This window comes from Pseudomonas tritici (genome assembly GCF_014268275.3).
Classification (GTDB): Bacteria; Pseudomonadota; Gammaproteobacteria; order Pseudomonadales; family Pseudomonadaceae; genus Aquipseudomonas; species Aquipseudomonas tritici.
This window is the reverse complement of sequence record NZ_CP077084.1, coordinates 1,157,726-1,170,496: the sequence shown is the minus strand read 5'-3', so window position 1 is coordinate 1,170,496 and position 12,771 is coordinate 1,157,726. Positions and strand designations below refer to the sequence as shown.

Here is a 12,771-nt window from a genome sequence, read left to right as displayed (position 1 = left end):
TACTCAAATCCATGGAGGGATGGCATATGCAACAACGAGGTTTCACCCTGATTGAACTGCTACTCGGACTGATCGTGAGCAGCGTCCTGGCTAACCTGGCAGTGCCCAGTTTCAAGAGCCTGCTGGAATCACAGCAACGACATAGCGCGGCACAGTCCTTGGCGGGAGGACTGCGCTACGCACGCACCGAAGCCGTCGCACGCAATCGGGCGGTGGTCATTCACGCGCTGGACGAAGACTGGAGCCGGGGTTGGCGGGTGATCGTGGATGAGAGCGGACGCGGCCACTTGGACGATAAAAACCCGGTATTGCTGGAGCACCAGGACAGCGGGAAGGTCCCGATCGTCGGCAATGGGCCGCTCAAGAACCAGGTGCGCTTCAGCGGGCTGGGCGAGCCGATATTTTCAGGGGGAGGGTTTCGTGCAGGTACTGTGCATGTGTGCGACTCGGAGCAGCCACAGAGCCTGTATCAGGTCGTACTGGCGCCCAGCGGGCGCATCAGCCTGCGCAGCGACCGTGCCGAGCAGGCATTGTGCCGGAGCTAATCCGGCACCCGGACAATCAGAGCAGCGAGCGAACCCGCAGCTCCTTGGGCATGGAGAACGTGATGTTTTCTTCGCGACCCGCCAGTTCGTCCGCACCGGTGGCACCCCACGCATGCAACTGCTGGATAACGCCGCGCACCAGCACTTCCGGGGCCGAAGCACCCGCCGTGATACCAATGCGCTCGACGCCATCGAACCAGCTGCGCTGCATGTCTTCGGCGCCGTCGATCAGGTATGCAGGGGTTGCCATGCGCTCAGCCAGCTCACGCAGGCGGTTGGAGTTGGAGCTGTTAGGGCTGCCGACCACCAGGACCACGTCACATTCATCGGCCAGTTGCTTGACCGCGTCCTGCCGGTTTTGGGTGGCGTAGCAGATGTCGTCCTTGCGCGGCCCGCCGATGGCCGGGAAGCGACTACGCAGCGCGTCGATAACGCGGCTGGTGTCGTCCATAGACAAGGTGGTCTGGGTCACGAATGCCAGGCGTTCAGGGTTTTGCACCTGAAGATTGGCAACATCCTTTTCGTCTTCGACCAGGTAGATAGCCCCGCCATTGCTGGCATCGTACTGGCCCATGGTGCCTTCAACTTCCGGGTGGCCGGCATGGCCGATCAGGATGCACTCTCGACCGTCACGGCTGTAGCGCGCGACTTCGATGTGCACCTTGGTGACCAACGGGCAGGTGGCATCGAAGACTTTCAGGCCACGGCCTGCCGCTTCGGTACGCACGGCCTGGGAAACACCGTGGGCGCTGAAGATGACGATTACGTCGTCCGGCACCTGGTCCAGCTCTTCGACAAAGATGGCACCGCGCGCGCGCAGGTCCTCGACCACGAATTTGTTGTGGACGACTTCATGGCGCACGTAAATCGGCGGCCCGAAGACTTCCAGGGCGCGATTGACGATTTCGATCGCCCGGTCCACACCGGCGCAGAAGCCACGGGGGTTGGCGAGTTTGATTTGCATGCTGTGCCTCGTGTCTTGCCCTGCAAGAAATTAGATCAACACAGCCCTTGGGGAAACCGACTCCTGTGGGAGCTGGCTTGCCTGCGATAGCATCACCGCGGTGTAGTCGATACACCGAGTCGTCTGCATCGCAGGCAAGCCAGCTCCCACACAAGCCAGCTCACACAGGAACCGCTTCTGTCAGTTTAAAGCGCTTTAACGCTGAAGATTTCAACGTCAAAGGTCAAGGTTTTACCGGACAGCGGGTGGTTGAAGTCGATGGTCACTTGCGCGTCATCAAAGGTTTTCACCACGCCGGGCAGCTCGGTATTCGCCGCATCGTTGAAGATCACCAGCAGGCCTTCCGACAGGTCCATGTCCTGGAACTGCGAACGCGGGATGATTTGCACGTTTTGCGGGTTGGGCTGGCCAAAGGCGTTTTCCGGCAGGATCTGCAGGGTACGCTTGTCACCCGCCTTGAAGCCGAACAGGGCCGCTTCGAAACCCGGCAGCAGGTTGCCGTCGCCCACCTTGAAGGTAGCCGGGGCTTTGTCGAACGTGCTGTCGACCGTGTCGCCGTTCTCAAGGCGCAGTGCGAAATGCAAGGTGACTTCCGTGTTCTGGCCGATGCGTTGCTCAGCCAATACCTGATCAGTCATTGACGGTCTCTCCGGTTTTCTTACTTTTGAACATGTCCAACGCCAGCATGATTGCACCGACGGTGATGGCACTGTCGGCAAAATTGAAAGCCGGGAAGTACCAACGGTTCTGCCAATGCACCAAGATGAAGTCAATCACATGGCCCAGGGCAATGCGATCGTACAGGTTGCCCAGCGCGCCACCCAACACCAGAGCCAAGGCGATCGCCAACCAGGTGTCATCGCGACCAAGACGCTTGAGCCACACGACCAGCACCGCACTGACCACCACCGCGATCACGGCGAACAGCCAGCGCTGCCAGCCGCCTCCATCAGCGAGGAAGCTGAAGGCCGCGCCAGTGTTGTAGGCCAGGGTCCAGCTGAAGTAATCCGGGATGACTACGATCTGCTGGAACATTTCCAGAGTGCCCTCGAAATGAGCCTTGCTGACCTGGTCAATGACCAGCACCAGCAAGCTCAGTACGAGCCAGCCCAGACGTCCGAAACGACCGGCATTAGGCATAGTGGCGAACCTCACCAGCACCCGAGATGTTGTCGACACAACGACCACAGATTTCCGGATGCTCAGGGTTCACGCCAACATCTTCGCGGCAGTGCCAGCAACGGGCGCACTTAGGGAAGGCCGACTTGACCACTTTGAGCTTGAGGCCCGGTACTTCGGTGGCAACCGCGTCCGCCGGAGCCTGGGCAAACGGTGCCAGGCTCGCGGTGGAGGTGATCAGCACGAAGCGCAGTTCGTTGCTCAGCTTGGCCAGGTCGGCGGTCAGGCCTTCCTCGGCAAACAGGGTGACTTCGGCTTGCAGGTTGCCACCGACGGCCTTGGCCGCACGTTGCACTTCCAACTCCTTGTTCACCGCAACCTTGACGGCCATTACGCCTTCCCAATATTCGCGGCCCAGTTCGAAGTCGGCCGGCAGTTCGGTCAGGCCTTCGTACCAGGTGTTGAGCATCACGGACTCGTTACGCTCGCCCGGCAGGTATTCCCACAGTTCGTCGGCGGTGAACGCCAGGATCGGCGCGATCCAGCGCACCAGCGCTTCGCTGATGTGGTACAGCGCAGTCTGCGCCGAGCGGCGTGCCTTGCTGTTGGCGCCGGTGGTGTACTGGCGATCCTTGATGATGTCGAGGTAGAAACCACCCAGCTCCTGCACGCAGAAGTTGTGGATCTTCGAGTAGACGTTCCAGAAGCGGTATTCGCCGTAGCTCTCCTGCAACTCACGCTGCAGCAACAGGGTACGGTCCACAGCCCAACGGTCCAGGGCGAGCATGTCCTCGGCCGGCAGGATATCGGTCGCCGGGTTGAAACCGGTCAGGTTCGACAGCAGGAAGCGTGCGGTATTTCGGATACGGCGGTAGGCATCGGCGCTACGAGCCAGGATCTGATCCGACACGGCGATCTCGCCCGAATAGTCGGTCGACGCTACCCACAGACGCATGATGTCGGCGCCCAGGGTGTCGTTGATCTTTTTCGGCTCGATCACGTTCTTCAACGACTTGGACATCTTGCGGCCCGTCTCGTCGACGGTGAAGCCGTGGGTCAGCAGTTCGCGGTACGGCGCGTGGTCGTCGATGGCGCAACCGGTCAGCAGCGACGAGTGGAACCAGCCACGGTGTTGGTCCGAACCTTCCAGATACAAGTCGGCACGCGGGCCGGTCTCGTGGCCCATTGGGTGCGAGCCGCGCAGGACGTGCCAATGGGTGGTGCCGGAGTCGAACCACACGTCGAGGGTGTCGCTGATCTTGTCGTACTGCGGCGCTTCATCGCCCAGCAGTTCGGCGGCGTCCATTTTGAACCAGGCTTCGATGCCTTCCTGTTCAACGCGCTGGGCAACGATTTCCATCAGTTCAACGGTACGTGGGTGCAGCTCGCCGCTTTCCTTGTTCAGGAAGAACGGGATTGGCACGCCCCAGTTACGCTGGCGGGAGATGCACCAGTCCGGACGATTGGCGATCATCGAGTGCAGGCGCGCCTGGCCCCAGGCCGGGACGAACTTGGTTTCTTCGATAGCCTTGATCGCGCGATTACGCAGGGTGTCGCCGCGGGTCGGCTCTTTGTCCATGCCGATGAACCACTGCGCGGTGGCGCGGTAGATCAGCGGAGTCTTGTGGCGCCAGCAATGCATGTAGCTGTGCTGGATGGTCGCGGTTTGCATCAGCGCACCGACTTCACGCAGCTTTTCGATGATCGGCTGGTCGGCCTTGAAGATGAACTGGCCGCCGAAGAACTCCAGCGACGGCACGTAGACGCCGTTGCTTTGCACCGGGTTGATGATGTCGTCGTTGACCAGGCCGTACTTCTTGCAGATCACGAAGTCGTCCACGCCATAGGCCGGCGAGCAGTGAACAATGCCAGTACCCGAACCCAGTTCGACGTAGTCAGCCAGGTACACCGGCGACAGGCGGTCATAGAACGGGTGACGGAAGTTGATCAGTTCCAGCGCAGAGCCGGTGGTAGTGGCAATCACCGAACCTTGCAGTTCGTAACGCGCCAGGCAGGCTTCGACCATTTCCTCGGCCAGCACCAGCAGGCGATCACCGACGTCCACCAGGGCGTAGGTGAATTCCGGGTGCACGTTCAGCGCCTGGTTGGCCGGGATGGTCCACGGGGTGGTGGTCCAGATCACAATGGCAGCCGGTTTGCTCAGGCTTGCCAGGCCAAAAGCCTGGGCCAACTTGGCGTCGTCTGCGATCGGGAAGGCCACGTCGATGGTCGAGGACTTCTTGTCTTCGTACTCGACTTCCGCCTCAGCCAGGGCCGAACCGCAGTCAAAGCACCAGTTCACGGGCTTGAGGCCCTTGAACACGAAACCGCCTTTGACGATTTCGGCCAAGGCACGGATTTCACCGGCCTCGTTCTTGAAGTTCATGGTCTTGTACGGGTTGTCCCACTCGCCCAACACGCCCAGGCGGATGAATTCGGACTTCTGCCCTTCGATCTGCTCGGTAGCGTAGGCACGGCACAGTTCGCGGGTTTTATCCGCGCCCAGGTTCTTGCCGTAGGTCACTTCGACTTTGTGTTCGATCGGCAGGCCGTGGCAGTCCCAACCCGGGACGTACGGCGCGTCGAAGCCCGACAGGGTCTTCGAGCGCAGGATCATGTCCTTGAGAATTTTGTTCAGCGCATGACCGATGTGAATCGTGCCGTTGGCATAAGGAGGGCCGTCGTGCAGGACGAACTTCGGACGATCCTTGCCAATTTCGCGCAACTTTCCGTACAGGCCAATACTGTCCCAGCGCTGCAGGATCTGCGGTTCGCGCTGTGGCAGGCCGGCCTTCATTGGGAAGGCGGTGTCCGGAAGGTTTAGCGTGGCTTTATAGTCGGTCATTTAAGGCTCTTCGGTTAGCGATGGGCGCTAGGTGCGGCTAGTGCACGGGCGGCGGCGACATCCGCATTGATCGCCGTTTTCAACGCCTCAAGGGAGGCGAAACGCTGCTCTTCACGCAGCTTCTGGTGGAAAACCACCGTCAAACGCCGGTCATACAGATCACCGGCAAAATCCAGCAGGTGTACTTCCAGGTGGGCCTTGCCATCACCTGCAACCGTGGGCCTGACGCCTATGTTGGCGACTCCCGGCCACGCTTGGCCATCAATGTCGACACTCACCAGATACACCCCGGTCAGTGGCACACGACGACGCTTGAGTTGCACGTTGGCGGTTGGCGTGCCCAATTGGCGCGCCAGCTTCTGGCCGTGCAGGACCCGTCCGGCAATGCGGAACGGACGGCCGAGCAAACGCTCGGCCAAGGCGAAGTCGGCAGCAGCCAGGGCGTTACGCACCTGGGTGCTGCTCACGCGCAGGCCGTCCAGTTCGACGGTTTGCGCGGCTTCGACGGTAAACCCCTGGTTGGCACCGGCCTGTAGCAGGAAATCGAAATCCCCGACGCGGTCGCAACCAAAGCGGAAGTCGTCACCGACCTCCAAATGCTGCACACCCAGGCCATCGACGAGGATGCGGTCGACGAACTCGGCAGCGCTCAGGCTTTGCAAGCGCTGGTTGAAAGCCAGGCAGAGGACGCGGTCTACACCCTCTTCCGCCAGCAGTTGCAGCTTGTCCCGCAGGCGGGCAAGACGCGCCGGCGCTGTCCCGGGGGTAAAGTATTCCCGCGGCTGCGGCTCAAAAATCACCACGCAGCTGGGCACGCCCAACTCGACTGCGCGCTCGCGCAGCCGGGCCAGGATAGCCTGGTGGCCACGGTGAACACCGTCAAAGTTGCCAATAGTGGCGACGCAGCCCCGATGTTCAGGGCGCAGGTTGTGGAGACCTCGAACCAGCTGCATAACGCGCTTCTTGCTCATAAAGTGGTCGATTATAACCACACCCGGCCCCGGACGACAGGCAACAGCACAGGCCAAGTGGATCGAATCGATAAAACAACCGTTTTATCGCGGCAAACTCTCTAGCTCAGTGACTTGCGATTGAAATCCCGCAGGCGGAAGCCTTGCAGCAGCAACATCCCGAAGTACACCACCACACCGGCAACTACCAGCATGCCAAGGCGCATAAAGCGCTGCAGCATGTGGCCCTCGTCCCAGGCGGGCATATAGTGCATCAAGCCCAGCAGCACGGCCGACATCACCGCCACCGCTACCAGCAGCTTTAGCGCAAACAGGCCCCAACCGGGCTGCGGCTGGAACATTTGCTGCTTGCGCAGCTGGTAAAACAACAGCCCGGCGTTGATGCACGCACCGACGCTGATAGCCAGTGCCAGGCCGGCATGGGCCAACGGACCGATGAACACCAGGTTGAGCAGCTGCGTTACGACCAAGGTAAAAATGGCGATTTTGACCGGTGTACGGATGTTTTGCTGGGCGTAGAAGCCTGGTGCCAGCACCTTGATCACGATAATGCCGAGCAACCCTACGGAATAGGCGACCAGTGCGTACTGCGTCATCAATGCATCATGGGCATCGAATTGGCCGTATTGAAACAGCGACACGGTCAGCGGCTCCGCCAGAATCCCCAGGGCCAGGGCACATGGCAGCACTAGTACAAAACACAGGCGCAGGCCCCAATCGAGGATGCGCGAGTATTCCTGGCGGTCCTTGCTGGCGTAAGTGCGCGCCAGGGTTGGCAGCAAAATCGTGCCCAGCGCCACGCCCAGCACGCCGGACGGCAATTCCATCAGACGATCGGCGTAGTACATCCACGACACCGAGCCGGACACCAGCAGCGAAGCGAACGCCGTGTTGATAATCAGGGAAATCTGGCTGACTGAGACGCCGAGGATCGCCGGCAGCATATTGCGCATCACGCGCCAGACGCCGGTGTCCTTGAGGTTCAGGCGCGGCAATACGAGCATGCCGATTTTTTTCAGGTGCGGCAGTTGGTAGAGCAATTGCGCCAGGCCGCCGGCCAGCACTGCCCAGCCCAACGCCATCACCGGAGGATCGAAGTACGGCGTGAGGAACAGCGCGAAGATGATCATGCTGACGTTCAGCAGGGTCGGCACGAAGGCCGGCACCGAGAAGCGGTTCCAGGTATTGAGGATCGCCCCGGCCAGCGATGAAAGGGAGATCAGCAATATATAAGGAAAGGTCACCCGCAGCAGGTCAGTGGTCAGCGCGAATTTTTCTGGTGTATTGGCGAAACCCGGGGCTGTGGCCCAGATGACCCAGGGAGCAGCAAGCATGCCGAGCACGGTCACCAGCATCAGCACCAGGGTCAACAGGCCCGAGACATAGGCGATAAAAGTGCGCGTCGCTTCCTCACCCTGCTGGGTCTTGTATTCCGCCAGGATGGGCACGAACGCTTGGGAAAACGCACCCTCGGCGAAGATTCGCCGCAGCAGGTTGGGCAATTTAAAGGCAATAAAGAAGGCATCCGTGGCCATGCTGGCGCCGAAAATGCGCGCCAGCAGGGTGTCACGCACAAACCCCAAAACCCGGGAGATCATTGTGATAGAGCTGACGGCGGCCAGCGATTTGAGCAGATTCATTGAAAGAGTTTGCGCCTATAGATAAACAGCAGGCGAAAGAAGCGCCCACTTATGCGATACTGCGCGCCTGCAACAGCACAGAGCCAAAGCTCGCGAGTTTACAGGTCAAGCGCCGGAAATAAATCACCCGCCTCTTCAGATCGACCACTCAGCAGTTCGCATCAGCCGCTCTTGACAACACATCAAGTCATCGGCATGATTCGCGGCCTATTTTGTTTGCTATTTCCTAAAAAGTCTTTCGAGGAGCTCGACGGTGGCCAACACACCTTCCGCCAAAAAACGTGCAAAACAGGCTGAGAAGCGTCGCAGCCACAACGCCAGCCTGCGTTCCATGGTTCGTACCTACATCAAGAATGTAGTTAAGGCCATCGACACCAAAGACGCTGAAAAAGCCCAAGCTGCTTACGTTCTGGCTGTGCCAGTTATCGACCGTATGGCCGATAAAGGCATCATCCACAAGAACAAGGCCGCTCGTCATAAGAGCCGCCTGAATGGCCACATCAAGGCTCTGAGCGTTCCTGCTGCAGCCTAAGTGGTAACAACTGCAACGCAACCCAGGTTGTGAAACAGTTAAGAAATGCCCCGTACCGAAAGGTCCGGGGCATTTTTGTTTGCGCCCGATATGTGGAGTGCGCAGATCAAAATGTGGGAGCAGTGTATTTTCGAGCACAAAAAAAACGCCCCGAACCAGTCGGGGCGTTTTTGCTACCAGCTGATCAATGCATCAATCAGTGGTGATGACCACCTTCACCGTGGACATGGCCGTGAGCCACTTCTTCCTGGGAAGCGTCGCGGATGGCAACGATCTTCACTTGGAAGTTCAGGCGCTGGCCAGCCAGAGGGTGGTTGCCGTCGACGGTAACGTCGTCGCCGTCCAGGTCACGGATGGTGACGATCTGCATTTGGCCGTCCGGAGCGGAGGCGTGGAACTGCATGCCTACTTCCAGTTCGTCAACGCCTTCGAACATGCTGCGGCTCAGCGTGCTGACCAACTCGGCCGAGTATTCGCCGTAGGCATCTTCAGGTTCTACGGCAACGGTCAGCTCATCACCAACTTGTTTGCCTTCCAGGGCCTTTTCCAGGCCTGGGATGATGTTACCTGCGCCTTGCAGGTAGACCAGCGGCGCGCCGCCGGCGGAGCTGTCGATGACCTCACCAGCGTCGTTGGTCAGGGTATAGTCGATGGAGACAGCCTTGTTAGCGGCGATCGTCATGGGGCGAGACCTTTTGCATAAGAATGAAGAACGGACAAGTCTAAACAAGGATTTGCCCGAAAGCGAACAGAACCCGGACGGACGGGGTCAGACAAGCCACTCGACGATCACCGGTTTTCATCAGGATGAAGACCGGCACTGGGTTGCCGAGCTGTCCTGCGGCCACACCCAGCACCTGCGCCACCAGCCGCCCTGGCAGTCGCGCGCGTGGGTGCTTGACCGCGCGCAACGTATTGAAAAAATAGGCCAGCCCTTTGCCTGCGGCTGGTGTGCGCAAGTGCACGAATAACGATAACCTTGGCATCTGATTCCCGGTAGACGCTCAGCCATAGAGCGCCACCCAAGCCATGCAACTCCAGAGAATTCGCATGCAAACTTTTTTTATCGCGCCCACCGATTTTGGTGTGGGTCTGACCTCCATCAGCCTTGGGCTGGTGCGCACCCTTGAGCGAGCCGGGCTGAAAGTCGGCTTTTTCAAACCGATTGCCCAACCACACCCGGGCGACACTGGCCCTGAGCGCTCCACCGAACTGATAGCGCGCACCCACGGCCTCAAGCCACCACAACCCCTGGGCCTGGCCCATGTCGAGCGGATGCTCGGCGACGGCCAGCTCGACGAGTTGCTGGAAGAAATCATCACGCTGTACCAACAGGCCGCAGTGGGCAAGGACGTGCTGATCGTCGAAGGCATGGTGCCGACCCGCAGCGCCAGCTATGCCGCGCGGGTCAACCTGCACCTGGCCAAGAGCCTGGATGCGGAAGTGATCCTGGTCTCCGCCCCGGAAAACGAAGTGCTCACCGAACTCTCCGGCCGCGTGGAATTGCAGGCCCAACTGTTCGGCGGCCCGAAAGACCCGAAAGTACTCGGCGTGATCCTTAACAAGGTGCGCACCGACGAAAGCATGCAAGCCTTCTCCGCGCGCCTCAAGGAACATTCGCCCCTGCTGCGCAGCGGTGATTTCCGCCTGCTCGGCTGCATCCCCTACCAGCCGGAACTCAACGCCCCACGCACCCGCGACGTGGCCGACCTGATGGGCGCGCAGATCCTCAACGCCGGCGACTACGAAACCCGCCGCATGACCAAGATCATCATCTGCGCCCGCACCATGCGAAATACCGTGGAGCTGCTCAAGCCCGGCGTGCTGGTGGTAACCCCCGGCGACCGCGACGACATCATCCTCGCCGTCAGCCTGGCCGCGATCAACGGCGTACCGCTGGCCGGCCTGTTGCTCACCAGCGACACCCTGCCCGACCCGCGCATCATGGATTTATGCCGAGGTGCGTTCCAGGCCGGCCTGCCGGTGCTGTCGGTGAGCACCGGTTCCTATGACACTGCCAACCAGCTCAACAGCCTCAATAAAGAAATTCCCATCGATGACCGCGAGCGCGCGGAAATCATCACCGATTTCGTCGCCAGTCACCTCGATGCGCGCTGGCTGCACCAGCGTTGCGGCACGCCGCGGGAGATGCGCCTGTCGCCGGCGGTGTTCCGCTACCAGTTGATCCAGCGCGCCCAGGCCGCCAACAAACGCATTGTGTTGCCGGAAGGCAGCGAACCGCTGACCGTACAAGCCGCCGCTATCTGCCAGGCACGCGGCATTGCTCGCTGCGTGTTGCTGGCCAAGCCGGCGGATGTGGAAGCGGTCGCCCGCGCCCAAGGCATCGAATTGCCCGAAGGCCTGGAGATTCTCGACCCGGACCTGATCCGCCAGCGCTACGTGGAACCGATGGTCGCGCTACGCAAGAGCAAGAGCCTCAACGCGCCGATGGCCGAGCAGCAACTGGAAGACACCGTGGTGATCGCTACCATGATGCTCGCTCTGGATGAAGTGGACGGCCTGGTTTCCGGCGTTATCCACTCCACCGCCAATACCATCCGCCCTGCCCTGCAGTTGATCAAGACCGCACCGGGTTGCACGCTGGTGTCGTCGGTGTTTTTCATGCTGTTCCCTGAGCAGGTGCTGGTGTACGGCGACTGTGTGATGAACCCGCACCCGAGCGCTGCCGAACTGGCGGAGATCGCCCTGCAAAGCGCTGATTCGGCCGCTGCTTTTGGCATCACGCCGCGCGTGGCGATGATCAGCTATTCCAGCGGCGACTCCGCCAGCGGCGAGGAAGTGGAGAAAGTCCGTGAAGCCACCCTGCTCGCCCATGAGCAACAAAGCTCGCTGCTGATCGACGGCCCACTGCAATACGATGCCGCGGCTAACGAAACCGTGGCCCGCCAACTGGCCCCCGACAGCCTGGTTGCCGGCAAGGCCACGGTGTTCGTGTTCCCCGACCTGAACACCGGCAACACCACCCACAAAGCGGTACAACGCAGCGCCGATTGCGTGAGCCTGGGGCCGATGCTCCAAGGCCTGCGCAAACCGGTCAACGACCTGCCGCGTGGCGCTCAGGTGGACGACATTGTGTACACCATCGCGCTCACCGCGATCCAAGCCGCCAACCGACCTATGGATATCTAAATGCTGGATTTTCTACCTGCCGCCGTGCGCGGGGTGATCGCATCGCTGTTGCTGGCGCTGAACACGATCCTGCTGTGCTCGTTCTTGTTTATCGTCGCGCTGTTCAAGGCGCTGCCGTTTGCCAAGGGTTTCAGCGAATGGCTGATGAACCACACGCATGAGGCCTGGGTCACCAACAACAAGGGCTGGATGAACCTGGTCCGGCGCACGCGCTGGCACCTTAAAGGCCTGGAAAGCTTGGATTACCAGCACTCGTACCTGGTGACCAGCAACCACCAGAGCTGGGTCGACATCATGGTGCTGCAATATGTGCTGAACCGTCGGATCCGCCCGCTGAAGTTCTTCCTCAAGCAGGAGCTGATCTGGGTGCCGGTAATCGGCCTGGCGTGGTGGGCGCTGGGCTTTCCGTTCATGAAGCGCTACACCAAGGCTTATCTGGAAAAACACCCGGAGAAAAAGGGCAAGGACCTGGAAACTACGCGCAAGACCTGTGCGAAGTTTCGCGACAACTCGGTGGGAATTTTCAACTTTGCCGAAGGCACGCGGTTTACCCCCGGCAAGCATGCGCAGCAGAACTCGCCGTTTCGCTACCTGCTCAAACCCAAGGCCGGTGGTATCGCGTTTGTGCTGGATGCGATGGGTGAGCAGTTGAAGTCATTGGTCAACGTGACCATTCACTACCCTGCCGGACGCCCTGGGTATTGGGATTTGCTGTGCGGGAATGTGAAGGACGTGGTGGTGCAGTTTGAAGAGGTGCAGATCCCGGCTGAGTTCATTGGAAAGAATTATGAGCAGGATGGGGAGTATCGGTTGGCGTTCCAGGGGTGGATCAATCGGTTGTGGGAAGAGAAGGATCAGTTGCTCGCTAAATTGCACACAGATTTCCCAGACAACCGATGATCAAAATGTGGGAGCAACTGTCTTGATGGTTTTCATCAAGCCATTTTTTCCAGAGGCGGCAACGCTCCCACGGCTGTACTCCGTGTAACTGCTTTAGGAAATAGC

The 12,771-nt window shown here is 60.0% G+C and carries 11 protein-coding genes and 1 pseudogene; 5 read left to right on the top strand and 7 right to left on the bottom strand.

Annotated elements, in window-relative coordinates; genetic code table 11:
• Nucleotides 1-26: 26 nt before the first annotated feature.
• Nucleotides 27-542 (top strand): annotated as a pseudogene (locus HU722_RS05060) (GspH/FimT family pseudopilin); the annotation flags it as partial.
• A 19-nt stretch (nucleotides 543-561) separates the two neighbouring features.
• Here the strand turns inward: HU722_RS05060 and ispH are convergent.
• From ispH to murJ, 6 genes are all read right to left on the bottom strand, one after another.
• Nucleotides 562-1,509 (bottom strand): 4-hydroxy-3-methylbut-2-enyl diphosphate reductase, encoded by a 948-nt coding sequence (ispH, locus tag HU722_RS05055; RefSeq protein ID WP_012722142.1) that lies wholly within the window; start codon nucleotides 1,507-1,509, stop codon nucleotides 562-564.
• 185 nt (nucleotides 1,510-1,694) lie between these two features.
• On the bottom strand, nucleotides 1,695-2,132 hold the full coding sequence (locus HU722_RS05050; protein WP_175403053.1) for an FKBP-type peptidyl-prolyl cis-trans isomerase: 438 nt from the start codon (nucleotides 2,130-2,132) through the stop codon (nucleotides 1,695-1,697).
• Nucleotides 2,133-2,139: 7 nt separating this feature from the next.
• Nucleotides 2,140-2,649 carry a signal peptidase II gene (gene lspA, locus HU722_RS05045; protein ID WP_065890544.1) on the bottom strand — a complete coding sequence of 170 codons (510 nt, stop codon included), beginning with the start codon at nucleotides 2,647-2,649 and terminating at the stop codon, nucleotides 2,140-2,142.
• A complete protein-coding gene (gene ileS / locus HU722_RS05040; RefSeq protein ID WP_065890546.1) occupies nucleotides 2,642-5,473 on the bottom strand; it encodes an isoleucine--tRNA ligase in 2,832 nt (943 codons plus the stop codon). The genes lspA and ileS overlap by 8 nt, the downstream gene beginning before the upstream one ends.
• A 14-nt stretch (nucleotides 5,474-5,487) precedes the next feature.
• Nucleotides 5,488-6,426, bottom strand: a complete 939-nt coding sequence (ribF, locus tag HU722_RS05035) for a bifunctional riboflavin kinase/FAD synthetase (protein WP_065890548.1) — start codon at nucleotides 6,424-6,426, stop codon at nucleotides 5,488-5,490.
• A 119-nt stretch (nucleotides 6,427-6,545) separates the two neighbouring features.
• Nucleotides 6,546-8,084, bottom strand: coding sequence for a murein biosynthesis integral membrane protein MurJ (gene murJ, locus HU722_RS05030; RefSeq protein ID WP_065890550.1), 1,539 nt, complete (start codon nucleotides 8,082-8,084; stop codon nucleotides 6,546-6,548).
• Nucleotides 8,085-8,337: 253 nt separating this feature from the next.
• Between murJ and rpsT the strand changes: the two genes are divergently transcribed.
• Nucleotides 8,338-8,616: a 30S ribosomal protein S20 gene (gene rpsT / locus HU722_RS05025; protein ID WP_003188401.1), complete on the top strand. Its 279-nt coding sequence runs from the start codon at nucleotides 8,338-8,340 to the stop codon at nucleotides 8,614-8,616.
• Between the two features lie 196 nt (nucleotides 8,617-8,812).
• On the opposite strand, the gene HU722_RS05020 is transcribed toward rpsT, so the two are convergent.
• The gene (locus HU722_RS05020; protein WP_012722137.1) at nucleotides 8,813-9,298 is read right to left on the bottom strand and encodes an FKBP-type peptidyl-prolyl cis-trans isomerase; all 486 of its coding nucleotides are present in this window, start codon (nucleotides 9,296-9,298) and stop codon (nucleotides 8,813-8,815) included.
• Between HU722_RS05020 and HU722_RS05015 the strand changes: the two genes are divergently transcribed.
• The 3 genes from HU722_RS05015 to yihG all read left to right on the top strand — a co-directional run bounded on the left by HU722_RS05015 (nucleotide 9,297) and on the right by yihG (nucleotide 12,666).
• Nucleotides 9,297-9,587, top strand: coding sequence for a DUF3565 domain-containing protein (locus HU722_RS05015; RefSeq protein WP_139114552.1), 291 nt, complete (start codon nucleotides 9,297-9,299; stop codon nucleotides 9,585-9,587). The two genes, HU722_RS05020 and HU722_RS05015, sit on opposite strands and share 2 nt — an antisense overlap.
• A gap of 79 nt (nucleotides 9,588-9,666) precedes the next feature.
• Entirely contained in the window at nucleotides 9,667-11,766 is a 2,100-nt protein-coding gene (pta, locus tag HU722_RS05010; RefSeq protein ID WP_065875175.1) for a phosphate acetyltransferase, read from the top strand.
• Nucleotides 11,767-12,666, top strand: coding sequence for a 1-acylglycerol-3-phosphate O-acyltransferase, YihG family (gene yihG, locus HU722_RS05005; protein WP_065875176.1), 900 nt, complete (start codon nucleotides 11,767-11,769; stop codon nucleotides 12,664-12,666). It begins immediately after the preceding gene.
• Nucleotides 12,667-12,771 lie beyond the last annotated feature (105 nt).